Origin of the sequence: Geodermatophilus sp. CPCC 206100 (assembly GCF_048569675.1) — a bacterium.
Lineage (GTDB): Bacteria > Actinomycetota > Actinomycetes > Mycobacteriales > Geodermatophilaceae > Geodermatophilus.
This window is the reverse complement of sequence record NZ_JAQISV010000006.1, coordinates 1-23968: the sequence shown is the minus strand read 5'-3', so window position 1 is coordinate 23968 and position 23968 is coordinate 1. Positions and strand designations below refer to the sequence as shown.

The 23968-nt window shown below is 76.5% G+C and carries 25 protein-coding genes; 3 read left to right on the top strand and 22 right to left on the bottom strand.

Annotated features, from left to right (window positions below; genetic code table 11):
- Positions 1-287: 287 nt before the first annotated feature.
- The 14 genes from lgt to PGN05_RS03295 form a co-directional block, all read right to left on the bottom strand.
- Positions 288-1259: a prolipoprotein diacylglyceryl transferase gene (gene lgt / locus PGN05_RS03360; protein WP_419751109.1), complete on the bottom strand. Its 972-nt coding sequence runs from the start codon at positions 1257-1259 to the stop codon at positions 288-290.
- Complete coding sequence (gene trpA / locus PGN05_RS03355; protein WP_419751108.1) at positions 1256-2059, bottom strand: tryptophan synthase subunit alpha; 804 nt, start codon at positions 2057-2059, stop codon at positions 1256-1258. The genes lgt and trpA overlap by 4 nt, the downstream gene beginning before the upstream one ends.
- The gene (gene trpB / locus PGN05_RS03350; RefSeq protein ID WP_419751107.1) at positions 2056-3420 is read right to left on the bottom strand and encodes a tryptophan synthase subunit beta; all 1365 of its coding nucleotides are present in this window, start codon (positions 3418-3420) and stop codon (positions 2056-2058) included. Before trpB ends, trpA begins: the two co-directional genes overlap by 4 nt.
- Before the next feature lie 182 nt (positions 3421-3602).
- A complete protein-coding gene (trpC, locus tag PGN05_RS03345; RefSeq protein ID WP_419751106.1) occupies positions 3603-4412 on the bottom strand; it encodes an indole-3-glycerol phosphate synthase TrpC in 810 nt (269 codons plus the stop codon).
- Between the two features lie 171 nt (positions 4413-4583).
- Complete coding sequence (locus tag PGN05_RS03340; RefSeq protein ID WP_419751105.1) at positions 4584-5219, bottom strand: Trp biosynthesis-associated membrane protein; 636 nt, start codon at positions 5217-5219, stop codon at positions 4584-4586.
- A 43-nt stretch (positions 5220-5262) separates the two neighbouring features.
- Complete coding sequence (locus PGN05_RS03335; protein WP_419751104.1) at positions 5263-6771, bottom strand: anthranilate synthase component I; 1509 nt, start codon at positions 6769-6771, stop codon at positions 5263-5265.
- Positions 6758-7132, bottom strand: a complete 375-nt coding sequence (gene hisI, locus PGN05_RS03330) for a phosphoribosyl-AMP cyclohydrolase (RefSeq protein WP_419751103.1) — start codon at positions 7130-7132, stop codon at positions 6758-6760. The genes PGN05_RS03335 and hisI overlap by 14 nt, the downstream gene beginning before the upstream one ends.
- A 35-nt stretch (positions 7133-7167) precedes the next feature.
- On the bottom strand, positions 7168-7827 hold the full coding sequence (locus PGN05_RS03325) for a hypothetical protein (RefSeq protein WP_419751102.1): 660 nt from the start codon (positions 7825-7827) through the stop codon (positions 7168-7170).
- Positions 7824-9476: an FAD-binding dehydrogenase gene (locus PGN05_RS03320; protein WP_419751101.1), complete on the bottom strand. Its 1653-nt coding sequence runs from the start codon at positions 9474-9476 to the stop codon at positions 7824-7826. Before PGN05_RS03320 ends, PGN05_RS03325 begins: the two co-directional genes overlap by 4 nt.
- A 10-nt stretch (positions 9477-9486) precedes the next feature.
- Positions 9487-9990: a hypothetical protein gene (locus PGN05_RS03315; RefSeq protein WP_419751100.1), complete on the bottom strand. Its 504-nt coding sequence runs from the start codon at positions 9988-9990 to the stop codon at positions 9487-9489.
- A 59-nt stretch (positions 9991-10049) separates the two neighbouring features.
- Complete coding sequence (locus PGN05_RS03310; RefSeq protein WP_419751099.1) at positions 10050-10376, bottom strand: GYD domain-containing protein; 327 nt, start codon at positions 10374-10376, stop codon at positions 10050-10052.
- 99 nt (positions 10377-10475) lie between these two features.
- Complete coding sequence (locus PGN05_RS03305) at positions 10476-10925, bottom strand: hypothetical protein (RefSeq protein WP_419751098.1); 450 nt, start codon at positions 10923-10925, stop codon at positions 10476-10478.
- Positions 10926-10963: 38 nt separating this feature from the next.
- On the bottom strand, positions 10964-12790 hold the full coding sequence (locus PGN05_RS03300) for an ABC transporter ATP-binding protein (RefSeq protein ID WP_419751097.1): 1827 nt from the start codon (positions 12788-12790) through the stop codon (positions 10964-10966).
- The gene (locus tag PGN05_RS03295; RefSeq protein ID WP_419751096.1) at positions 12787-14517 is read right to left on the bottom strand and encodes an ABC transporter ATP-binding protein; all 1731 of its coding nucleotides are present in this window, start codon (positions 14515-14517) and stop codon (positions 12787-12789) included. Before PGN05_RS03295 ends, PGN05_RS03300 begins: the two co-directional genes overlap by 4 nt.
- Before the next feature lie 147 nt (positions 14518-14664).
- Here PGN05_RS03295 and PGN05_RS03290 point away from each other — a divergent pair, with 147 nt between their 5' ends.
- Positions 14665-15267 (top strand): TIGR03085 family metal-binding protein, encoded by a 603-nt coding sequence (locus tag PGN05_RS03290; protein ID WP_419751095.1) that lies wholly within the window; start codon positions 14665-14667, stop codon positions 15265-15267.
- A 42-nt stretch (positions 15268-15309) separates the two neighbouring features.
- Here the strand turns inward: PGN05_RS03290 and hisF are convergent, their stop codons facing one another.
- Genes hisF through priA form a run of 3 tightly spaced genes read right to left on the bottom strand, consistent with a single transcriptional unit; the run spans position 15310 to position 17221 of the window.
- Positions 15310-16104: an imidazole glycerol phosphate synthase subunit HisF gene (gene hisF, locus PGN05_RS03285; RefSeq protein WP_419751094.1), complete on the bottom strand. Its 795-nt coding sequence runs from the start codon at positions 16102-16104 to the stop codon at positions 15310-15312.
- On the bottom strand, positions 16101-16493 hold the full coding sequence (locus tag PGN05_RS03280) for a RidA family protein (RefSeq protein WP_419751093.1): 393 nt from the start codon (positions 16491-16493) through the stop codon (positions 16101-16103). Before PGN05_RS03280 ends, hisF begins: the two co-directional genes overlap by 4 nt.
- A complete protein-coding gene (gene priA / locus PGN05_RS03275) occupies positions 16490-17221 on the bottom strand; it encodes a bifunctional 1-(5-phosphoribosyl)-5-((5-phosphoribosylamino)methylideneamino)imidazole-4-carboxamide isomerase/phosphoribosylanthranilate isomerase PriA (RefSeq protein ID WP_419751092.1) in 732 nt (243 codons plus the stop codon). Before priA ends, PGN05_RS03280 begins: the two co-directional genes overlap by 4 nt.
- Positions 17222-17303: 82 nt before the next feature.
- Between priA and PGN05_RS03270 the strand changes: the two genes are divergently transcribed.
- Complete coding sequence (locus PGN05_RS03270) at positions 17304-18335, top strand: molybdopterin-dependent oxidoreductase (RefSeq protein ID WP_419751091.1); 1032 nt, start codon at positions 17304-17306, stop codon at positions 18333-18335.
- A 7-nt stretch (positions 18336-18342) separates the two neighbouring features.
- Here PGN05_RS03270 and PGN05_RS03265 read toward each other — a convergent pair whose 3' ends face one another.
- From PGN05_RS03265 to PGN05_RS03245, 5 genes are all read right to left on the bottom strand, one after another.
- Positions 18343-19275 (bottom strand): SDR family oxidoreductase, encoded by a 933-nt coding sequence (locus PGN05_RS03265; protein WP_419751090.1) that lies wholly within the window; start codon positions 19273-19275, stop codon positions 18343-18345.
- Positions 19276-19342: 67 nt separating this feature from the next.
- Complete coding sequence (locus tag PGN05_RS03260) at positions 19343-20206, bottom strand: SDR family NAD(P)-dependent oxidoreductase (RefSeq protein WP_419751089.1); 864 nt, start codon at positions 20204-20206, stop codon at positions 19343-19345.
- Positions 20203-21087: an SDR family NAD(P)-dependent oxidoreductase gene (locus PGN05_RS03255; RefSeq protein WP_419751088.1), complete on the bottom strand. Its 885-nt coding sequence runs from the start codon at positions 21085-21087 to the stop codon at positions 20203-20205. Before PGN05_RS03255 ends, PGN05_RS03260 begins: the two co-directional genes overlap by 4 nt.
- Positions 21084-22187 (bottom strand): hypothetical protein, encoded by a 1104-nt coding sequence (locus PGN05_RS03250; protein WP_419751087.1) that lies wholly within the window; start codon positions 22185-22187, stop codon positions 21084-21086. The genes PGN05_RS03255 and PGN05_RS03250 overlap by 4 nt, the downstream gene beginning before the upstream one ends.
- Positions 22184-22813 (bottom strand): UGSC family (seleno)protein, encoded by a 630-nt coding sequence (locus PGN05_RS03245; protein ID WP_419751086.1) that lies wholly within the window; start codon positions 22811-22813, stop codon positions 22184-22186. Before PGN05_RS03245 ends, PGN05_RS03250 begins: the two co-directional genes overlap by 4 nt.
- A gap of 188 nt (positions 22814-23001) precedes the next feature.
- Here PGN05_RS03245 and PGN05_RS03240 point away from each other — a divergent pair, with 188 nt between their 5' ends.
- Positions 23002-23856: an IclR family transcriptional regulator gene (locus tag PGN05_RS03240; protein ID WP_419751085.1), complete on the top strand. Its 855-nt coding sequence runs from the start codon at positions 23002-23004 to the stop codon at positions 23854-23856.
- Positions 23857-23968: the final 112 nt, after the last annotated feature.

Below are 23968 nucleotides of genomic sequence, written 5' to 3'. Positions count from 1 at the left end.
TCGGCGGGGACGGGGCGGGTGGGGGGCGGGGAGCCCGGGCCGGAGGTCAGAGGGCGGAGGGGCGGCACTGCGGGAGAGCGGGAGCGGCGGTGGTCAGTCGGATCACCGGACCGGCTCAGGCTCGCGAGCCTCGGGGGTGGTGCCCCCGGGGCTGTCGTCCGCGGGGCGGCACTGGCCCGGTTCCGACACGTCGGACCCCGCCAGGATCACTGGGAGGTCTGGGGGGAAGGGTACACAGCTGTAACAGGGCCAACACCCGGTCGAACATCACATCCGGCGCGTCGCGGTCAGGGCTCCTCGCGCCGCTGCGGCTCGGCCTCGACAGGTGCCTCCTCGTCGGCGGGGTCGGCGCCGCGGACGGGCACCGCGGGAGCGGCGTCGGCCGCCCCGGGACGGGTGCCGGCGGCCTCGCGCTGGTCCCGTCCGCGGGTGATGACCTCGCGTGGCCGGCCGCGCTGCCAGACCAGGTAGGCCACCGCGAGCAGCCCCACCACGACCGCGGTGAAGACGTTGAGGCGGACCCCGAAGAAGGTCTCGGCCGGGTCGCTGCGCAGCAGCTCGATCCACAGCCGGCCGGCGCAGTAGCTGGCGACGTAGAGGGCGAACGCGCGGCCGTGGCCCAGCCGGAAGCGGCGGTCGGCCCAGATCACCAGCGCGGCCGCGGCCAGGTTCCACAGCAGCTCGTAGAGGAACGTCGGGTGGAAGGTGCCGAGGACGACGGGCTGCCCGTCGGCGCCGAGGACCGCGCCGGTGCCGTTCCAGTCGTGGATCGTCAGCCCCCACGGCAGGTCCGTGGGGCCGCCGTAGAGCTCGTTGTTGAACCAGTTGCCGAGCCGGCCGATCGCCTGGGCCACCAGGAGGCCGGGGGCGATGGCGTCCGCGAACGCCGGCAGCGGGATGCCCCGGCGGCGGCAGGCGATCCACGCCCCCACGCCGCCGAGCGCGATCGCGCCCCAGATGCCCAGGCCGCCCTCCCAGATGGCGAAGGCGCGGACCGGGTCGCCGCCCTCGCCGAAGTACGGCCGCGGGCTGCTGATCACGTGGTACAGCCGGCCGCCGATGATCCCGAAGGGAACGGCCCAGACGGCGATGTCGAGGACGTCGCCCTCCGCCCCGCCCCGGGCCCGCCAGCGCCGGTCGGTGAGCCAGACGGCGGCGATGATCCCGGCGATGATGCACAGCGCGTAGGCGCGGATCGGCAGCGGCCCCAGCTCCCAGACCCCCTGCGTCGGGCTGGGGATCGCCGCGAGAATGCTCACGCGGGACCGCCCGCCGGGCGGCGCACGCCCTCGGCCAGCTCGCTCGCCAGCGCCCGCACGCCCTGGGGGCCCGCACCCTCCAGCAGGGTGCGGACGAACGCCGACCCGACGATGACGCCGTCGGCGAAGCCGGCCACCTCGGCGGCCTGGCCGGCGTCGGAGACCCCGAGGCCGACGCAGACGGCGAGGTCGGGAGCCGCGGCCCGCGTGCGGGCCACCAGCTCCTCGGCGGCGTCGCTGACCCTGGCCCGGGTGCCGGTGACCCCCATCGTGGAGGCCGCGTAGACGAAGCCGCGGCAGGCCGCGGTGGTGGATGCCAGCCGGGCGTCGGTGGACGACGGCGCGACGAGGAAGACGCGGTCGAGGTCGGCCCGCTCGGCGGCGGCCAGCCACTCGCCGGCTTCCTCCGGGATGAGGTCGGGCGTGATCGCCCCCGCTCCCCCGGCGGCGGCCAGGTCGGTGGCGAACCGCTCGACGCCGTAGCGCTCGATCGGGTTCCAGTAGCTCATGACCACCGGGACGGCGCCCGCGGCGGCGACCGCCGCCACCGCCCTCAGCACGTCCCGCATGCCCACGCCCGCGCGGACGGCGACGTCCACCGCCTGCTGGATCACCGGGCCGTCCATGCCCGGGTCGCTGTAGGGGACGCCGACCTCGACGACGTCGGCGCCTCCCTCCACCGCGGCCACCATGGCCGCGATGGACTCGTCCACGCTCGGGTGGCCCACCGGCAGGTAGGCGACCAGCGCCGACCGGCCCTCGCCCCGCGCGGCCGCGATCGTCTTCGCCAAGAGGCTCATGCCGTCTCCCCCGCGTCCTGTCCGGCCACCGCGTCCCCGGACGTCACGGCGCCCTCGGTGGGCTGCTGGTCCTCGTCGAGGCCGGCGCCCGGGGCGGCGGAGTCGCGGTCGCCGAGGCCGAACCAGCGCGACGCCGTCTCGACGTCCTTGTCGCCGCGGCCGGAGAGGTTGACCAGCAGCAGCGCCTGTCGGTCCCCCACCCGCCCCTCCAGCTCCCGGCCCAGCGTCATCGCGCCCGCCAGGGCGTGCGCGGACTCGATCGCCGGGATGATCCCCTCGGTCCGGCACAGCAGCGCGAAGGCCTCCATGGCCTCGGCGTCGGTGACCGGCCGGTACTCGGCGCGGCCGATGCTGTGCAGGAACGAGTGCTCGGGCCCGACGCCCGGGTAGTCCAGGCCGGCGCTGATCGAGTGCGACTCGATGGTCTGGCCGTTCTCGTCCTGCAGGAGGAACGAGCGGGCGCCGTGCAGCACGCCCGGCGAGCCGCCGGTGATGGTGGCCGCGTGCCGGCCGGTCTCCAGCCCGTCGCCGCCGGCCTCCAGCCCCACCAGCCGCACGCCGTCGTCGGGCACGAAGGCGGTGAAGATCCCGATCGCGTTGGACCCGCCGCCGACGCAGGCCAGGACGGCGTCGGGCAGCCGGCCCTCCCGCTCGAGCACCTGGGCCCGGGCCTCGTCGCCGATGACCCGCTGGAAGTCGCGGACCATCTCCGGGAAGGGGTGCGGCCCGGCGACGGTGCCGAAGACGTAGTTCGTCGTCTCGACGTTGGTGACCCAGTCGCGGAACGCCTCGTTGATCGCGTCCTTGAGCGTGCGCGAGCCGGTGGTGACCGGGATGACCTCGGCCCCGAGCAGCCGCATGCGGGCCACGTTCAGCGCCTGGCGGCGGGTGTCCTCCTCGCCCATGTAGACGGTGCAGGACAGCCCCATGAGCGCGGCGGCGGTCGCGGTGGCGACCCCGTGCTGGCCCGCGCCGGTCTCGGCGATCACCCGGGTCTTGCCGATGCGCTGGGTGAGCAGCGCCTGGCCGAGCACGTTGTTGATCTTGTGGGAGCCGGTGTGGTTGAGGTCCTCGCGCTTGAGCAGCACGCGCGCTCCGCCGGCGTGCTCGGCGAACTTCGGCACCTCGGTGATCGGGCTCGGGCGGCCGGTGTAGTCCCGCTGCAGCCGGGCGAACTCGGCGTGGAACGCCGGGTCGGCGCGCATCGCCGCGTAGGCGTCGGTGAGCTCGTCGAGGGCGGCGATCAGCGCCTCGGGCACGAACCGCCCGCCGAAGACGCCGAAGTGGCCGGTGGCGTCGGGCCAGCCCGGGCGCGCCGGCGAGAGCTGGTCTCCGGGCTGCGGGGGGCTGGTCGTCGTCATGCCCCCAGCGTAGGGACCTCCCTGCCCCCCACCGCTCACAGGCTCGCGGTGAGCCCGGCCGGCTTCACCTCCGGCTCCTGCGGTCGCCTGCCCGCTCCTGCGGCGGTGCACCGCCGCAGGAGCGACGACGACGCCGCAGGAGCCGGCTCAGCCGACCCGTCGGCCGCCGGGGACCCGGTGGCTCAGCGGGTGGTGCGCGGCGTCGCCGGATGGGACCCGGCCGTCACCAGGTCGGCGACCGCCTGGCGGGCGTCGCCGGCGGTCACCAGCCCCTCGCCGACGAGGACGGCGTCGGCGCCGGCGGCGGCATAGCTGAGGAGGTCGTGCGGCCCGCGGACGCCGGACTCGGCGACCTTGACCACCTCGGAGGGCAGTCCGGGGGCGATCCGCTCGAAGGTGGAGCGGTCCACCTGGAGGGTGGTGAGGTCACGGGCGTTGACGCCGATCACCGCGGCGCCGGCGGCCAGCGCGCGGTCGGCCTCGGCCTCGGTGTGCACCTCGACGAGCGCGGTCATCCCCAGCGACTCGACCCGCTCCAGCAGGCCGACGAGGACGTTCTGCTCGAGCGCCGCCACGATGAGCAGCACGACGTCGGCGCCGTGCGCGCGGGCCTCGTGCACCTGGTAGCTGGTGACCACGAAGTCCTTGCACAGCACCGGCACGTCCACCGCGGCCCGGACGGCGGCGAGGTCGGCCTGGGAGCCGCCGAACCGGCGCCGCTCGGTGAGCACGCTGATCACCCGGGCGCCGCCGTCGGCGTACTGCCCGGCCAGGACGGCGGGGTCCGGGATGTCGGCGAGGGCCCCCTTCGACGGGCTCTGCCGCTTGACCTCGGCGATGACCCCGACGCCCGGGGCGCGCAGCGCGGCCAGCGCGTCGCGGGCCGGTCGCGCGTCCTGGGCCGCGGCCTTGACCTCGGCCAGCGGAGTGTCCGCCTCACGTGCCGCCAGGTCCTCGCGCACACCGGCGACGATCTCGTCGAGCACGGACACGCGTCCTCCCCGCTGCTGATCGTCGGTCTGCCCCTGCGGGGCGCGGCCCCGGCCGGGACCCGTCCGGAGCCCCACTGTAGAGGCGGCGCCGGGGCCCGCCGTCCGCGGGGCCACCGACCTCCGGTTGAGCCGTGACGTCCCGGGTAGGGCCCGGGGTTCGCCGTCCGGCGGTCAGCGGGTCTCGGTCGCGGACTCGGTCGGGTCCTCGCCGCGGTCGAGGGCGCGCCAGGCGTCCAGGGCGCGGTCCTCGTCCGAACGGGGGCGGGCCGGAGCGGCCGCGGCATCGCCCGCCCCGTCCGCAGGGGCCCGCTCGTAGCGACGCCCCATGCCCGGCCACCCCCGGCCCCGGAGCACGGTGAGCAGCCCGGCCAGCACGGCGACGACCCCGGCCACCAGGGCGAGCAGCGGCCAGCCGGGCGACAGCTCGGTGGTGAGCCCCGCCGCGCGGGTGCCCGGCCCCAGGGCCGCGACCACGCTCCCGTCGACGTCGGTGACCAGCGGCCGCAGACCCGACCAGGCGAGCACGCCCCCGGCGACGGAGACCAGCAGCCCCACGGCCCACCGGCCCGCGCCGCGGACGGCCAGCAGGGCCACCGCGGCGGCCAGCAGCAGCAGTCCCGCGGCGGACACCAGCGGGGCCAGCGAGCTCCCACCCAGCTCCGCGGTCGTCGGGGGCAGCGGCTCGGGCCGGGCCACGGTCGCCGTCACCCAGGTCTGCCCGCCCGCGGACAGGGCCAGCGCGCCGGCCAGCGCCGTCCCGGCCACCGCGGCGGCCAGCTCCCGCCGCTGCCCGCTCACGGTGCCCACGGTCCATCCCCGCCCGCCGGAGCCGACACGGGGGTCGAGCGGCTCACGGGAGCTCCCGCATCCCCTCGGCCGTCGCGATCGCCGACAGCACCGCGCGGGCCTTGTGCCGGGTCTCGGCCTCCTCGGTGGCCGCGTCGCTGTCCGCCACGACGCCCGCCCCGGCCTGCACGTAGGCCCGGCCCTGGTGCAGCACCGCCGTCCGGATGGCGATGGCCATGTCGAGGTCGCCGCTGGCGTCGACGTAGCCGACGGTGCCCGCGTAGAGCGCCCGCCGGGTCGGCTCCAGCGACTCGATGATCTCCATCGCCCGCGGCTTCGGGGCGCCGGAGACGGTGCCGGCCGGGAAGGTGGCGTCGACGACGTCCAAGGCGTCCCACTCCGGGGCGACCTGGCCGGCGACGGTCGAGACCAGGTGCATGACGTGGCTGTAGTGCTCGACCCGCATGAAGTCGGGGACCTCCACGGTGCCCGGCACGCAGACCCGCCCGAGGTCGTTGCGGGCCAGGTCGACCAGCATCACGTGCTCGGCCCGCTCCTTGGGGTCGGCCAGCAGCCCCTCCGCCAGCCGGGCGTCCTCCTCCGGGGTCGCCCCGCGCGGGCGGGTGCCGGCCGGCGGGTGGACGACGGCCGAGGTCCCGGTGACCGTCACCAGCGCCTCCGGCGAGGAGCCGACGACGTCGAAGGGCGACTCCCGGCCCGCGAAGCGCAGCAGGTACATGTACGGCGAGGGGTTGGTCGCTCGCAGCACCCGGTAGAGGTCGAGCGCGTCGACCTCGGTCGGCACCTCGAACCGCTGGGAGAGGACCACCTGGAAGGCGTCGCCGGCGCGGATGTGCTCGCGGACCCGCTCGACGCCGTCCTCGAACACCCCGGGGGCCATGTTGCTCACCACCGGCGGCGCCTCCGCGGTGGCGAAGGTGGCCACCCCGTGCGGTGCGGCCTTGGTGAGGTCGGTGGCCATCGCGTCGAGCCGGGCGACGGCGTCGTCCCAGCCGGTGCCGGGCTCCCCCGCGCCCCGCAACGCGTTGGCGATCAGCAGGACCGTCCCGTCGGTGTGGTCGATCACGGCGAGGTCGGTCACCAGCATGAGGGCGACCTCGGGCATGCCGAGGTCGTCGGTGGCCCGCTGCGGCAGCCGCTCCAGCCGCCGGACGACGTCGTAGCCCAGGTAGCCGACCAGGCCGCCGGTCAGCGGGGGCAGCTCCGGGTCGCGCGGGGAGCGCAGCCGGCGGGCCAGGGTGCGGACGGCGGCCAGCGGGTCGGCCGGCAGGTCGTCGGTGAGGCCGGGCAGCCGCTGGCCGAGCCACTGCGCCGCGCCGTCCCGCTCGGTCAGGACGCCGGCGCTGCGGACGCCGACGAAGCTGTAGCGCGCCCACTGCTTGCCCTGCTCGGCGGACTCCAGCAGCACCGTGCCGGGACGGTTGCCGGCCAGCTTCCGGTAGATGCCCACGGCGGTCTCCCCGTCGGCCAGCAGCCGGCGGGTGACCGGGGTGACCGGCTGGTCGAGGGCCGCGAACTCCTCGCGCGACGGCGTGGTCTCACCGAGCCGCACCGGTCACCTCCAGGGGGCGGGAGAAGCAGCTGCGGGTGCCCGTGTGGCAGGCCGGGCCCTCCTGGTCGACGCGGACCAGCAGCGCGTCGCCGTCGCAGTCCAGCCGGACCTCCCGCACCCACTGCCGGTGCCCGGAGGTCTCGCCCTTGACCCAGTACTCCGCCCGGCTGCGCGACCAGTAGGTCGCGCGGCCGGTGGTCAGGGTGCGGCGCAGCGCCTCGTCGTCCATCCAGGCCACCATGAGCACCTCGCCGGAGTCGTGCTGCTGGACGACGGCGGCGACCAGGCCGGCCGGGTCGCGGCGCAGCAGGCCGGCGACGGCGGGGTCCAGGGCAGGTTCGGCGGCGGGGACGGCGGACATGGCCCGATCGTCCCACCCGGCGGTCGCGCCCCGGGTCACCGGTGCGGCGGCACCGCCGCTCCGGACGCACCGGCGAACCACGCGCGGGCGCTGCGGCTGCACAGCAGCCCGAGCCCGACCGCGGGCGCGGCGGCGAAGCAGAACACCCCGAACAGCAGCACCGCCGACGGGTCCGGCCCGACGGCGCCCTCCAGTAGGGCCACCAGCCGGACGGCCCAGTAGGCGGCCAGCGCGAGCTGCACGGCGAGCGCGCCGACCAGCGTCCAGCGCGCCGCCGGGCTGCGCCGGTTCAGCGCCATGATCCCGCCGACCACCAGCGCGACCACCGAGGCGACCTGCACGAAGGCGAGCACGGTCGCCTCCGTGGCCAGGCCGGAGCCGTCGGCCGGGAAGCCGGCCTCACCGCCGCCGAGGGAGAACAGCGAGGCCAGCAGGACGACGTACGCCGAGGCGAAGGCCACCGCGGCGGCCTGGACGAAGGCGAGCACCGCGGCCGCGATCACCTGCCCCGGCCGCCGCGGGCCGGTCGGGGCCGGCGGCCACGGGGCGCCGTAGGGGGCGGGCCAGCCGTACCCCGGGGGCGCTCCGTACGGCTGGCCCCACGGAGGCACCGGAGCGGTGGGCGGCGGCCCGGCGTAGGGCGGGCCGTGCTCGGTCTCGGTCCGCGGGTCCGACCACGGATCGGGCGCACTCACAGTTCCCCCGCCAGGGCGCGGCCCGCCGTCCGCCCCGAGAACAGGCAGCCGCCCAGGAAGGTGCCCTCCAGCGACCGGTACCCGTGCATGCCCCCGCCCCCGAAGCCGGCCACCTCGCCGGCCGCGTACAGGCCGGGGAACACCGCGCCACCGGGGCGCAGCACCCGGCCGGAGAGGTCGGTCTCCAGCCCGCCGAGCGTCTTGCGGGTGAGCAGGTTGAGCCGCACCGCGATCAGCGGGCCGGCGTCCGGGTCGAGCAGCCGGTGCGGCGGGGCCACCCGGATCAGCTTGTCCCCGAGGTAGCGGCGCGCGCCGCGGATCGCGGTGACCTGCAGGTCCTTGCCGAACTCGTTGCCGATGGCGCGGTCCCGGCAGACCACCTCCGCCTCGACCGTGGCGAGGTCCAGCTCCGGCTCCCCGCCGGTGATGCGGTTCATGCCGGCCACCAGCTCGGGCAGCGTGCGGGCGACGACGAAGTCCTCGCCGCGGTCGAGGAAGGCCTGCACCGGCCCGGCGACCCCGGCCTTGACCCGGTTGAGCAGCAGCTTGACGTCCTTGCCGGTGAGGTCGGGGTTCTGCTCGGACCCCGAGAGCGCGAACTCCTTCTCCACGATCTTCTGGGTGGCCACGAACCAGGTGTGCTCGTGGCCGGTCCGCCCGATGTGCGCCAGCGTGCCCAGGGTGTCGAAGCCGGGGAACAGCGGCACCGGCAGCCGCGTGCCCGTCGCGTCCAGCCACAGCGACGACGGCCCGGGGAGGATCCGGATGCCGTGCCGGTCCCACACCGGGGAGTGGTTGGCGATGCCCTCGGTGTAGTGCCACATGCGGTCGCCGTTGATCAGGTGGGCGCCGGCGGCCGCGGTCGCCATCAGCATCCGACCGTCCACGTGCGCCGGGACGCCGGAGAGCAGCCGCTTCGGTGCCGGGCCGAGCCGGGCCGGCCAGTTCTGCCGGACCAGGTCGTGGTTGCCGCCGATGCCGCCGGAGGTGACGACGACGGCCTGCGCGGCGATCTCGAAGTCCCCGACCTGCGTGCGCGAGCTGGCCTCGCCGCGGGCCACGTCGCTGGGCTCGAGCACTCCGCCCCGGACACCGGTCACGGCACCGTCGGTGACCACCAGCTCGTCGACGCGGTGCCGGAAGCGCAGCTCGACCAGCCCGCGCTCGACGGCGGCACGCACCCGCCGGGCGAACGGCTCGACCAGGCCCGGCCCGGTGCCCCAGACGATGTGGAAGCGCGGCACCGAGTTGCCGTGGCCGGTGGCGGTGTACCCGCCGCGCTCGGCCCAGCCGACGACGGGGAAGAACCCGACGCCCTGCTGCCGCAGCCAGGCCCGCTTCTCCCCCGCCGCGAACTGCAGGTAGGCCTCGGCCCACCGGCGCGGCCAGTGGTCCTCGTCGCGGTCGAACCCGGCGGTGCCGAACCAGTCCTGCCGGGCCAGCTCGAGGGAGTCCCGCACCCGCAGCCGGCGCTGCTCCGGGGAGTCGACCAGGAACAGGCCGCCGAAGGACCACCACGCCTGGCCGCCGAAGGAGGCCTCGGGCTCCTGCTCGAGGAGCACCACCCGCTTCCCGGCGTCGGCCAGCTCCGCGGTGGCGACCAACCCGGCCAGCCCCGCTCCCACCACGACCACGTCTGTGTCGGCCACGCCGGGCACGCTAGCGGGCGCGGCGGTCCCTCCGGCCGGGACCGGCCGGGGTGGTCGCCCGGGAGGGGGCGGTCCACACCCGGACGGGGCGGCCCAGGCTCAGCGCGAGCGCGCCGATCGGGCCGGCCAGCAGCAGCAGCGCCCACCACATCGCCTGCCCGCCGCCGAGCACCCCGAAGAGCACGACCAGGCCGAGCAGGGCCAGTAGCGGCACCAGGCCGGCGCCGGCGAGGACCAGCCAGCCCCGCGGGCGGCCGCGCCACACCATGGCCGCCCCGAGCAGCGCCCAGGCGGCCATCAGCACCGGCAGCAGCACGTACCAGTGCCAGCCGCGGTCGGGCTCCCACAGCAGGTAGGCGAGGTAGATGTCCTCGGCGGCCACCAGGACGCCGAAGACCACGGCGAACGGCGCCTGGAGGGGACGTTCCCGGGGCGGCAGGGTCCTGGCCGGTCGCGGCGCCGGCCGGGGTGAGCGCCGGGTCGCCGCCCGGCTGCGCGGGGACGACGACGGCATGGTGCGGAGGGTAGGTCCGCCGCCTGGGCAACCGCTGCCGGCTGCCCGCAGTGCGCGCGTCAGGTGCCCGGCGGCCGGTACCGCACCTGCTGGGCCGTGGCCAGCGCCGCCATCGTCTCCTCGACGGTGAGCAGGACCGTCGTCTCCACGGGGCTCAGCGCGCCCCCGGCGGCGAGGGCCACGGCGACGGCGGCCATGGACACGTTGTCGGGGGCCTCCCACAGCGTGTAGCCGTCGTGCGGCCCGAAGGCGTACCAGAACCCGTGCAGCCGGCCCCCCACCGACTCGATGTAGGTGGTGGCGGCCTGCCGGCGGTCCTCCGGGTTGGTGATCAACCGGGCCCAGGTCTCCGGCGTGTAGCTGAACCTGGTCAGGTAGAGCGGCATCGGACCCCCCTCGTCCCCGTGGCTGCGGCTGGAGGGAGGCCGACGCTAGTCCTGTCCGGCCCGGCGGCGGGGCCTCCCGGGCGCGGCCGTCGCGGGCGCTCAGGTGGTGCGGCGCGGGCGGCCGGCGATCCAGCGCCGCACCGAGGGCGCGAGCGCCAGCGCGGCGGCGACCACCGGCCCGGCCACGAGCAGCAGCGGCCAGCCCAGACCCTCGGAGCCCTGCCCCGCCGCGGTCACGATCACCGCGACGGTGAGCACCACCGTGGGCACCAGGGCCAGCACCAGCGGCAGCCAGCCGCGGCGGACCAGCAGGCAGACGGCGCCGAACAGCTGCAGCAGCGGAGCCAGGATCAGCAGGTAGGTCCACGGGTCGGGGCCGCTGTCGGCCGACAGCCCCCCGAGCGCGACGGCGAGGACGGCGACGAACAGCAGCGGCACCGCGCCGATGATCCCGACGATGCCGGCGGCCAACGCGAGCCCGGGCATGCTCGGGTCGGCCGGCACGACGTCCGGGGCCCGGCGGCGGGACCGGCCTGGAGGAGTGGACACCTGTCGCAGGCTAGGGCGCCGCAGTCCTCCGCGGTGGGTCAGGCGGGCTGCGGCTCGCCGCTGGCCGACCGCCGCCACGAGGCGTGCAGCCGGGCGTAGGGGCCCTCGGCGTCGACCAGCTCGGCGTGCGTGCCGCGCTGCACCACCCGGCCGGCGTCGACGACCAGCACCTCGTCGGCCCGCTCGGCGGTGGACAGCCGGTGCGCGATGGTCAGCGTCGTCCGGCCGTCGGTCAGCGTGTCGAGCGCGCGGGTCAGCCGCTGCTCGGTGGCCGGATCGACGGCGCTGGTCGCCTCGTCGAGGACCAGCAGGTCGGGGTCGGCGACGTAGGCGCGCGCGACGGCGACCAGCTGCCGCTCCCCCGCCGACAGCGACTCCCCGCGCTGGCCGACCCGCGTGGCGACGCCCTCCGGCAGCCCCTCGACCCAGGCGCCCAGGCCCAGCTCGTCGAAGGCCGCGCGGACCGCGTCGTCGGTCAGGCCGGGCCGGCCGTAGCGGACGTTGTCGGCGACGGTGGCGTCGAACAGGTAGCCGTCCTGCGGCACCATGACCACCCGCGTGCGCAGCGAGGCGAACGCGACCCGGTCCAGCGGCACCTCCGCCGTCGCGGGGTCGCCGAGCAGCACCCGCCCCGCGGTCGGGTCCATGAGCCGGGTGACGAGCTTGGCGAACGTCGTCTTGCCGGACCCGGTCTCCCCGACGACGGCCACCCGGCGGCGCGGCGCCACCGTCAGGTCGACGTCGTCCAGGGCCGGGCGGGCCTCCGGCGCGTACCGGAAGGTCACGTGCTCGAACCGGACGCCCAGCGGGCCCGGGGGCAGCAGGGCGGCCGAGGCGGGGTCCTCGACCGCGGGGTCGCGGACGTCGGGCTCGGTGTCGAGGACGTCGAGCACCCGGCGGAAGCCGGCGATCGCGTTCTGGGCCTCGTTGAGCACCTCGCTGGCGGTCTGCACCGGCGCGACGAACAGCGTGACGAGGAACAGGAAGGCGACCAGGGTGCCGGCGGTCAGGTCGCCGTCCAGCCCCAGCAGCACACCGACGACGACGACCGCCGCGTTGGCCACCGCGGCGACGAGCTCGCCGCTGATGAAGACCGCGGCGGTCGTCTTCTGCGCCTGCACCTGCGCGCGGTAGTGCCGGGCGATGGCGCGGTCCAGGCGGGCGGCGGTCCGCTCGCGGATGCCGTAGGCGCGCACGGTGGGCGCGCCGACCACCGCCTCGGAGACGGCGGCCAGCACGTCCCCCACCCGCTCGCGCACCACGCCGTAGACGACCGCGAGCCGCGCGGCGAAGAACCGGACGGCGATGGCCAGCGGCACGAAGCACACGAGCACCAGGAGGGTCAGCTGCCAGGAGTAGACGGCCATCACCACGGTGGCGACCAGCAGCTGCCCGAGGCTGACCACGCCCAGCACGCCGCCCCACTGCATGAACGTGGAGAGCTGGTCGACGTCGCTGGTGACCCGCGAGACCAGCGACCCGCGCCGCTGGCCCTGCTGGTGCAGCACCGACAGGTCGTGCACGTGGCGGAAGGCCCGCGACCGCAGCCCGGCCAGCGCGGTCTCCGTCGTCCGGAACAGCCGGACGTTCATCCGGTACACCGCGACCGCGGTCAGCACCACGACGACCGCGCAGAGCAGCACCAGGTCGCGGACCAGGCCGAGGTCGGGCCCGCCCGGACCGTCCAGCCCCCGGTCGAGGACCTGCTGGACGGCGATCGGGACCACGACCCGCCCGGCGGTCGCGACCAGCGCGAGGGCGAAGGTGACCGGCAGGCCGCGGCGGAACTCGGGCATCATCCGGAGCCCCCGGCGCAGGGTCGCGACCGCACCCTCCTCGCGGTGCTCGGCCAGTGCGGTGCTCACGCCGGCACCTCCGTCCGCGCGTACGCGCGCACCAGCGCCGCGTAGCCGGGCACCTCGGCCAGGAGCTCCTCGTGGCTGCCGCGGGCGAGCACCCGGCCGTGCTCCAGCCAGACCACCTCGTCGGCCAGCGCGATCGTGGCCTGCCGGTAGGCGACGACGACCACGGTCGACGGGCGGTCGGCGTCGCGGAGCGCGTCGAGGATCCGCGCCTCGACGGCGGGGTCCACGGCGCTCGTGGCGTCGTCCAGCACCAGCAGCCGCGGCCGGCGGACCACCGCGCGGGCCAGCGCCAGGCGCTGCCGCTGCCCGCCGGACAGCGTCGCGCCGCGCTCGCCGACCCGGGTGTCGAGGCCGTCGGGGAGCCGGGCCACGAAGTCGTCGGCGGCGGCCACCCGCAGGGCCGCCCAGACCTCCTCGTCGGGCACGTCGGCACCGAGCGTGACGTTGCCGCGGACGGTGTCGTCGAAGAGGAAGGTGCCCTGCGGGACGAACGCCGCCTGTGTGCTGACCTCCCCCTCGCGCAGCGCCCGCAGGTCCACCCCGTCGAGCAGGACCTGCCCGCTGCCGGGGTCGACCAGCCGCACGAGCAGCCCGGCCAGCGTCGACTTGCCCGACCCGGTCGGCCCGACGACGGCGACCGTGCTGCCGGGCGCGACGTCGAAGGTGACCCCGGACAGGGTGGGCCGCGCGGCGCCCTCGAACCCGAACTCGACGTCGTGCACCGCCAGCCCGGCGCCGCCCGTGCCGGCGGCGGCCGCCTGCGTGCCGTGCGGGGTCTCCCCGGTCGCGTCGAGGACGGGGGTGACCCGGTCGAACCCGGCCAGCGCGCGCGGCAGGTCGGCCAACACCCAGCCGATCGCGCGGATCGGCAGGGCCAGCAGCGTGAACAGGTAGGCGATGGAGACCAGGTCGCCGGCGTCGGTCGCGCCGTCGGCCACCCGGACGGCGCCGATGTAGAGCACCGCGAGCGTGCCCAGGTTGGGCAGGGCCTCCATGAGCGGGTCGAACAGGCCGCGCACCCGGCCGACGGCCACCAGTCCGTCGCGGAGCTCCTCGGCGCGGGCGGTGAAGCGGGCGGTCTCGACGTCCTCCCGGCCGAGGGTCTTGACCACCAGCGCGGCGTCGAAGCTCTCGTGCGCGATCTCGCTGACCTCGGCGCGCAGCTGCTGGGCCCGGCGCATCCGGGGGCTCATCGCCTGGGAGTAGACGGCGTTGACCACGAACACCAGCGGGAAGACGACCAGGCCGACGAGCGCCAGCCACGGGTCGGTGGCCACCAGCGCGGCCACGGTGATGCCGATCATCACGATGGCGCCGCAGGCGAACGGCAGTGGGGCCACGAAGAACCAGGCGGCCTCGACGTCGGAGTTGGCGTTGGACAGCAGCTGCCCGGTCGGGTGGCGCTGGTGCCAGGACAGCGGCAGCCGCAGGTACTGGCCGGTGACCCGGCGGCGGTAGTCGGCCTGCAGCCGGTAGCCCATGATCCCGGCGAACAGCCGCCGGCCGAGGATGCCGAGGATCTTGAGGACGGCGACGACCAGGACGGCCGTCGCGGAGAGGGTGAGGGCGGCGGCGGTGGTCACCCCCTCGTCGAAGGCGGGCAGGACGACGCGCTCGGTGATCTCGCCGACGACGTAGGCGCTGGCCACGGTCATCCCGCCGTAGAGGCTGCTGGCGAGGAAGGCGAGGGTGAACATCCCCGGCTGCTCGGCGATCGCGCGGCGCACGTGGCGCAGTCCTCGCCGGACCACGGCGTCTCGGCGGCGGGGCACAGTTCTCCTCGGAAGTCGTGCGGGCGGGAACCGCGATGCTACTTAGACCGGCTAAGGGCTGCCCGCCGTTTCCGGGACCCGCCTCGTCGGTAACCCCGTGCGGTGACTGCCTCTTCCCGGCCGATGGCCGCGCGTGAGCGGACCGCGCTGGCCGACCTGTTCGACGAGCTCGGACCGGGTGCGCCCACCTGCTGCGCGGGCTGGACCACCGCCCACCTCGCCGCGCACCTCGTCGTCCGCGACCGCCGGCCCGACGCGCTGCCGGGGTACGGGCTCGAGCAGCTCGGCGCCGCCGCGCCGCTGACCGCCTGGTCGCACCGGCTGGAGGACCGGCTGCGCACGACGACGCCGTATCCGGAGGTCGTGGCGCGGGTGCGGGCCGGCGCGCCGGTGTGGTCGCCGATGGGCTGGCCCGGGCTGGGGGACGCGCTGAACACCGCCGAGTTCGCCATCCACCACGAGGACGTCCGCCGCGCGCAGCCGGGCTGGGCGCCGCGGGTGCTGGAGCGGGCCGACCAGGACCAGTTGTGGCGCGCGGTCCGGTTCTTCGCCCGCCGGGTGCCCGGCGGGGTGGTGCTGCGGCGGACCGACACCGGCGCGGAGCACCGGGTCGGCGCCGGCGGGAGCACCGTCGAGGGGACGCCGCTGGAGCTGCTGCTGTGGGCGTCCGACCGGAGGGACGTCGCCCGCGTCGCGATCACCTGAGCGGAGTCGCTGGCGAGCGGTCTCCGCTCCCCAGCGACCCCGCTACGGCAGCGGGGAGTCGGACTCGTGGCGGACGGGGACACCCGCGCCGGCCAGCGCGGCCTTGACCTCACCGATCCGCAGCTTGCCGAAGTGGAAGACGCTGGCGGCCAGGACGGCGTCCGCGCCGGCCTCGACCGCGGGCGGGAAGTGCTCCGGCTCCCCCGCTCCCCCGCTGGCGATCACCGGCACGGCCACCTCCCGGCGCACCGCCCGGATCAGCTCCAGGTCGAAGCCGGCCTGGGTGCCGTCGGCGTCCATCGAGTTGAGCAGCACCTCGCCGACCCCGAGCGCGGCGGCCTGCACCACCCACTCCACGGCATCCCGGCCGGTGCCGCGCCGCCCGCCGTGGGTGGTGATCTCGAACCCGGAGTCGGTGACCGCGCCGTCGCGGCAGCGCCGGGCGTCGAGGGACAGCACGAGCACCTGGTTGCCGAACCGGTCGGTGATCTCGCTGATCAGCTCCGGGCGGGCGACGGCGGCGGTGTTCACCGCGACCTTGTCCGCGCCGGCGCGCAGGAGCTGGTCGACGTCCCCGACGCTGCGCACGCCGCCGCCCACGGTCAGCGGGATGAACACGCTCTCCGCGGTGCGGCGGACGACGTCGTAGGTGGTCTCCCGGTCCCCCGAGCTGGCCGTGATGTCGAGGAAGGTGAGCTCGTCGGCGCCCTCCGCGTCGTACACGCGGGCCATCTCCACCGGGTCTCCGGCGTCGCGCAGGTCGACGAAGTTCACGCCCTTGACCACCCGGCCGGCGTCGACGTCCAGGCACGGGATGACGCGCACCGCCACGCTCATGCCCCCACCCTCCGGACGGCGTCGGCCTCGACCTCCACGAGCATCGCCGGGTCGATCAGCGCGGCCACCTGCACCATCGAGGTGGCCGGCCGGATCTCGCCGAACACCTCGCCGTGCGCCCGGCCGACCTCCTCCCAGCGGGAGATGTCGGTGACGAACAGGCGCGTGCGGACGACGTCGGCGACGGTGAACCCGGCCCGCTCCAGGGCGTCGGCGAGGTTGGCCAGCGCCTGGCGGGTCTGCCCGGCGGCATCCCCGGGGCAGACGACCGCGCCGTCCACGGTCGCGGTCGTCCCGCTCACCCAGGCCATGTCCCCGTGGACGACGACGCGGCTGTAGCCGACGACCGCCTCCCACGGGGTGTTCGAGCCGAACCGGACGACGCTCACGCCAGCTCCTCGGTGACCCGCAGCGCCTCGGGCAGCGTGAACGCCCCGGCGTACAGCGCCTTCCCGACGATCGCGCCCTCCACCCCGACCGGCGTCAGCCCGGCCAGCGCGCGGATGTCGGCCAGCGAGCTCACCCCGCCGGAGGCGACCACCGGCCGCGCGGTGGCCGCGCAGACCTCGCGGAGCAGGTCCAGGTTCGGCCCGCGCAGGGTGCCGTCCTTGGTGATGTCGGTGACGACGTAGCGGGCGCACCCCTCGGCGTCCAGCCGGGCGAGGGTCTCGTAGAGCTCACCGCCCTCGCGGGTCCAGCCGCGGGCGGCCAGCCGGGTGCCGCGCACGTCGAGGCCGACGGCGATCCGGTCGCCGTGCTCGGCGATGGCGCGGGCGCACCACTCGGGGGATTCCAGCGCCGCGGTGCCGAGGTTGACCCGCCGGCAGCCGGTGGCCAGCGCGGCGGCCAGCGACTCGTCGTCCCGGATGCCACCGGACAGCTCCACGTCGACGTCCAGCTCGCCGACCACCCGGGCCAGCAGCTCGCGGTTGCTGCCCCGGCCGAACGCCGCGTCGAGGTCCACCAGGTGCACCCACTCGGCGCCGTCGCGCTGCCAGGTCATCGCGGCCTCGAGCGGATCCCCGTAGTCGGTCTCGCTGCCGGCCTCCCCCTGCACGAGACGGACGGCCTGGCCGTCGGCGACGTCGACGGCGGGGAGCAGCTGCAGCTTCGGCACGGCGACCAGCGTAGGAGCGCGTTCCCACCCGCCCGCGTCCGGTGCGGACCCGGTGAGCGGCAGCGGAGCGCACACTGCTCGCGTGCTCCCGCAGCCCCGCCTGCCGCGGCGGGCCGGGCGGCGCACCAACCTGGCGCTGCTGACCCTGCTGGCGGTCGCGGCGGCCACCGGCGTCCTGGCCTACGGGGTGGGCACGCCCGGTCCGGCGCGGGTGGTCGTGGCCGTCCACGGCGCGGCCGGCCTCGGGCTGCTGCTGCTGGTGCCGTGGAAGACGGTCGTCGTCCGGCGGGCGTGGGGGCGGGCCGCCGGCACCCGCGGGTCCGCCGCCCTGCTCGGGGTGCTCGTCGCCCTCACCGTCGTCTCCGGCGCACTGCACGTGGCCGGCCTGGCGCAGCCGGCGGTGCTGCAGGTGCACGTGGGCGCCGCCGTCGGCACGGTGCCCCTGCTGGTCCTCCACGCGTGGGGACGGCGCCAGCGGCCGCGCCGCACCGACCTCTCCCGGCGCACCCTGCTGCAGGCCGGCGCCCTCGCGGCCGGCGCGGCCGCGCTGTGGGGCGCCGGCGAGGCGGTCCTGCGCGTCGCCGGCGCGCCGGGCGCCGGCCGGCGGGCGACCGGGTCGCTGGAACGCGGGACCGACGACCCGGCGGCCATGCCGGTGACCCAGTGGTTCACCGACTCGGTCCCCGACGGCGCGGCCGGCTCGCTGACCGTCGTCTCCGGCGCCCGAGTGGCCACGCTGACGGCGGCCGACCTGGACCGCGGGGACCGGGTGCGCGCGGCGCTCGACTGCACCGGCGGCTGGTTCGCGGTGCAGGACTGGGCCGGGGTCCGGCTGGACCGGCTGCTCGCCGAGCTGTTCGACGACGACCTCCCGGGCGGCGGCAGCGTGGACGTCGTCTCGCGGACCGGCTACCGCCGCCGGCTGCCCCTGCGCGACGCCGGTGCGCTGCTCCTGGCCACCTCGGCCGCCGGCCGGCCGCTGTCGGCGGGCCACGGGGCGCCGGTGCGGCTGGTGGCGCCGGGCCGGCGCGGCTTCTGGTGGGTGAAGTGGGTGGAGCGGATCGAGGTGGTGGACGCGCCCTGGTGGCGGCAGCCGCCGTTCCCGCTGCAGTGACCGACGCTCACCGGTAGCCGGCGTCCCCGGCGGGCCGGCCGGCGTCCTGCACCTCGACGACGTAGCGCCAGGCGTCGGGCTGCGTGCCGTCGAGGTCGGGGAAGCCGTAGCCGCGGGCGAGCTCGCCGCTGGAGGTGGAGCGCCCCGACCAGCGGGCGCGGTCGGGGTCGGCGGCCAGCGCGGCGACCGCCCGTCCGACGAACGCGGGGCTCTCGGAGATGCAGAAGTGCGGCTCCCGCGCGGTGCCCTCCCGCCAGGTCTCCTCGGTGACGCCGTAGTGCTCCAGCATCATCTCCGAGCGCAGCCAGCCGGGGGTGAGCGCGACCGCCGTCCCGCCGTGCGGACGCAGGTCGTGCGCCTGCGAGAACGCCAGCCGCAGCACCGACCACTTGGCCAGGTCGTAGAAGGCGTTGATCCGGACCCGGCCGGCGTTGTAGTCGGCGGTGCCGTCGGTCATCTCCACGACCAGCCCGCCGGCCCGGCGGACGAGCAGGGGCAGCGCGTGCGCGCTGGTGACCAGGTGGGTCTCCACCGCCAGCCGCAGCAGCCGCAGCCCGCCGGCGAGGTCGTGCTCCCACAGCGGGACGTCCCACTCGGCGAGCAGCTCACCGCCCCAGATGTCGTTGACCAGCACGTCGAGCCGCCCGGACTCCGCGTCGATGCGGGCCACCAGCGCCGCGACCTGCGCCGGCTCCAGGTGGTCGCACACCACCGGGATCCCCCGCCCGCCGGCGGCGGTCACCAGCTCGGCGGTCTCCTCGATGGTCTCGGGGCGGTCGTACTCCGAGCGCCGGCCGGTGGTGCTGCGGCCGGTGCACCACACCGTCGCCCCGGCGGCGCCGAGCGCGACGGCGGTGCCCCGGCCGGCACCGCGGGTGGCCCCGGCGACGAGCGCGACGGTGCCGGACAGGTCGGGCGGCGTGTACCCCCCGGCCCGCACCCTGCACCCGCCCCCCGACAGTGGAGTGCCCCGGCGCAGGATCCCTGCGCCGGGGCACTCCACTGGGTCAGGGCGCGGTCTGCGCGGCCACCGGGTCGGGGTGCCGCAGCGGGAACGGGCTCATGCCCCCGCCGTCGATCGGGATGGCCTGCGCGGTGATGTAGCCGGCCTCGGGCGAGGCGAGGAAGGCCACCGCGGCCGCGATGTCGTCGGGCAGGCCGACGCGGCCGACCGGGATGGCCCGCCCGCGCGAGGCCAGCAGCGCCGCCTCGTCGACGTCGGGACCCGAGCTCAGGAAGGCGCGGCTGGTGCCCACCAGCCCGGGGCACAGCGCGTTCACCGTGATGCCCCACGGCCCCAGGTCCATGGCCAGGGCCCGGGTCAGCCCGATGACGCCGGCCTTGGACGCCGAGTACGGCCCGGAGAAGGGCGCCGCGGTGAGCCCGGCCATCGAGGAGATGTTGACGATCCGTCCCGAGCGCTGCGCCCGCATCACCGGCACGGCGGCCCGGCACATCAGCCAGGGCCCGCGCAGGTTGACCGCGACCACCCGGTCGAACACCTCGACGGGGATGTCGGCGACGTCGGCGCGGTCGGGGCCCTGCGGCGCGGCGGCGTTGTTGACCAGCACGTCGAGCCGGCCGAAGCGCTCGACCGCCTCGGCGACCATGCGCTCCGCGTCGGCCTCGACGGCGACGTCGCCCAGCGCGGCCGCCGCCGTCCCGCCGCCGGCGGTGAGGTCGGCGACCAGCGCGTCGACCCCGCCCCAGCCGGCCGAGCGGTCCTCCTGCTGCCGGTTGGGGACGCCGGTGGCCTGCAGGTCGGTGACCACGACGGCCAGCCCCTGCCCGGCCAGCGTCCGGGCGATCGCCTGCCCCATCCCGTCCGGCTTGCCGCAGCCGGTGACCAGCGCGACCCGCTGCCCGCTCATGCGTGCACCGACGGTGCGCCCTCGGGGGTGGTGATCTCGAGCTCCGGCTCGGCCGGTGCAGCCGGCTTGGGCGGCTTCGGGCTGGTCGGGCCGCCGTCCACCGACAGGATCTGGCCGGAGATCCAGCGGGCGCGGTCGCTGCTGAGGAACAGCACGGCCTGGGCGATGTCCCAGGGGCTGCCCTCGATGGGCAGCGCCGTCCAGCTCCTGCGCAGCCGCCGCATCTCCTGGGTCATGTTGGCCGCGGCGAACGCGCCCCAGATGGCGCCGACCTGCACGCAGTTCACCCGGATGCCCTGGTCGCCGAGGGTGTTGGCCAGCCCGACGGTCAGGTTCTCCAGCGCCGCCTTGGCCAGGTTGTAGACCATGGCCGGCCCGCGCGCGCGGACGCCGACCGAGCTGATGTTGACGATCGCGCCGCCGGTGCGCATCACCCCGACCGCGTGGCGGGACATCTGCCAGGCGGTGGTGAGGTTGAGGTCCATCAGCTGGTGGAAGCGCTCGGGCGTCACGTCGAAGACGCCGGCGCGGTCGCCCACGGCCACGTTGTTCACCAGGGTGTCGAAGCCGCCGAACCGGGCGACGACCTCGTCGACGGCCCGCTTGCAGGCGTCGTCGTCGAGCAGGTCGGCGACGACGGCGATCGCGGTACCGCCGTCGGCCTCGATCTTCTCCACGGTCCGCTGCGCCGCGGCGGGGTCCCGGTCCAGGACGGCGATCCGCGCGCCGTGGGCGGCGAGCACGCGGCAGATCGCGTAGCCGACCCCGGCCTCGTTGTCGCTCTGCTGACCCCCGCCGGTGACCAGCGCGGTGCGGCCGGTCATCCAGGGCTCGGCCGCCGGGCCGAACGGATCGGTGAGGGACTCGCTGAACTCGGTCACTGCGCGGCTCCTGCGGGGGTCGAGGGGGTGGTCCGGCCGACGACCGGGACGGAGCTGGCCGACCAGCCGGAGAAGACCCGGACCACCGCGGAGATGCCGGCGTTGCGGGCACCGGCGACGACGATCGGCAGCACCTCGGGCCCGCCGGCGCCGAACAGGCGGTCGACGTCCTGCGGATCGGTCGAGCCGTCGGCGAAGCGGACGCCGTTGTCACCGACGCCGTCCTTGCCGACCCGGGCGAGGTCGGCCTTGGTGCGCCCGCAGCGCTCCACCAGCCAGGCACGGACGTCGGCCTTGCTCATCCCCGCGCCGGCCAGCATCTGGGCGTGCTCGGGGCAGAACACGATCCCGGCCGGGTGGTGGCGGAAGATGGCCGCGCCGCTGCGGGAGATGGTGTCGGCGAAGTCGGCCAGCAGCTGCTCGGGGTCGGCGGTGTGCCGGTTGTCGACGTACTCGACGGTGCGGGTGAGGAAGCCGGAGACCGCGGAGGTGCCGGCAGGCACACCGCCCTCGACCGACAGCGGCTCCCAGGGGCTCTCCTCCTCGTTCTCCGCCAGGCAGACCTGCCAGCGGCCGGGCAGCCCCTGGGTGGCCTGCTCGAAGCCGTGCGGCACCACGCCGAGGGCGTTGCGCACGATGAGGCCGAGGGCCCGCGGCACGGTCATGTTGGGCCGGAACCCGGGGCCGAGGACACCGCCGGCCGCGTTGAGGCCCAGCTCGCGCCGCACCGGCCCGTTCACCACGAGCATCGGCGAGGGGCCGCTGGTGGACTGCCAGCCGCCGCCCGTGGCCGAGCGGTCGCGCTGGATCGCCTCCCAGGCGGCGAGGACGACCGGGAAGTACTCCGGCCGGCAGCCGGCCATCGCGGCGTTGATCGCGGCCAGCTCGACCGTGACGCTGCGGTGCAGGTGCTCCAGCGTGCCGATGACCTCGTCGGGCTGCCGGTCCACGGTCGCCAGGAACCGGTCGACCAGCGAGCGGGTGGCCGGCACCAACGGCAGGCCGTCGGACCAGCCCTGGGCGTAGCAGTGCTCGATGGCGGCCTGGGCGGCCTCGGGGTCGGCGTCCGGGACGACGGGCGGCGCCTCCGCCACGGTCACGAGGCCACCTTCTGGGGTGCGGCGGCGGTGACGGTGGCGACGACCTGCGGCAGCAGCTGGCGGGCGCGCTCACGGACCGCGTCGGCGTCCAGGATCGCGACCGGGTGCGCGGTGGTCAGGTAGGCGTAGTCCGGCGCCCCCTGGACCTCGGCCATGCCGCTGGCGGTCGCGGTGAAGGCGTCGGAGCAGATGACCGCCGCGGGCACGCCGGCCCGCTCCAGGGCGATGCCGTCGGCGACGGCGGAGGCGCTGCAGGAACCGCAGTCACCGACACCGGTCAGGACGACGTCGCACTCGGCGACCAGCTCGTCCAGAGCCGCCTCCGGCAGCGGGAGCGCGAACGCGGTCTTCGTCCGGCGCAGCACGGTCGTCGAGGCGCCGTGCTCGGACTGCAGCATCGCGGCCAGCTCGTCGAGCAGCAGCGCGGCGTTGTGCTTGGTGTTCTCCAGCAGGCCGAGCCGGACGCCGGACAGGTCGGTGCGCCGCGGCGCGAGCGCCGAGCTGCCGATCCGGGTGGTGGTCTGGCCGGTGGGGTCGAGGATGTCGGCGAGGGTCGCCATGGCCGCGGTCACCTCCGGCGCGGCGGGCAGCCGCGCGGTCGTCGGGGGGTCGGGGAACGAGGGCACCGGCGAGGGGTCGCGGGCACCCGGGGTCCGCCGTCCGTGCCCGTCGATCGTGTCCCCGGCCACACGCGGTGGCGACGAGTCTTCCCCCCGGCGGAAGGCCGTCGCCGGAGGCGGGGTGTCGGCGACCACACTCGCTGGTGCCGGACTTCCCCCCGGCGGAAGACCCGGCAGGACAGAGAGGACGTTGCATGGTCGCGACGACGACGGTTCCGGCAGGCCCCCCGGAGCGTGGCCCCGGCCGGCTGCCCGGCGGCGGCCAGGCCACGGCGGCCGGCCGCGTGCTCGCCGTCCTCGCCGCCTTCGGGCCGGCGCACCCGGCGTTGACGCTCAGCGAGATCAGCCGGCGGTCGGGGCTCACCCTGACGACCACCCACCGCCTGGTCGGCGAGCTGCGCCAGTGGGGCGGCCTCGAGCGCGGCCCCGACGGCCGGTACGCCATCGGGCTGCGGCTGCTGGAGCTCGGCGCGCTCGCCCCGCAGGGCCTGCAGCTGCGCGAGCTGGCCCTCCCCTACCTCGACGACCTGCACCAGGCCACCCGCGCCAACGTGCACCTCGCGGTCCGGGACGGCGCCGACGGCGTCTACGTGGAGGCGCTGCGTGCCCGCGGTGCGGTGCAGGTGCTCAGCCGGCTGGGCGGCCGCTGGCCGCTGCACGCCACGGGCACCGGGCAGGTGCTGCTGGCCTTCGCCGACCGCGACGTGCAGGACGAGCTGCTCGCCGCCCCGCTCAAGCGGTTCACCCCCGACACCATCACCGACGTCGCCGAGCTGCGTCGGGTCCTGGCCGAGGTGCGGCGGACCGGGGTGGCGATCACCGAGAACCAGCTGACGCCCGACGCCCTCGCCGTCGCCGTCCCGGTGCGGGGCCAGCGGGACGACGTCGTCGCCGCGCTCGGCGTGACCGTGCAGCGGGGCGCGGTGGCCAGCCACGCGCTGGTCCCGGCGCTGGCCGCGACCGCGCGCGGCATCTCCCGGGCCCTGGGCGCGCCGTCCGCCCGGCCCGACGCCGCCCGCGCCGCCCGCACCGCCCGCTCGTCGGGCTGAGAGAGGACCCCCTCGCCCCCCGCCACTCGCCGGCTCGCGGCGGGCCCCTGCGCGGGGGCCGACGAAGCAGTGGGCGCGGGCGCCCCCGGGGGGCGGCGGGCCCGGGCGCCGG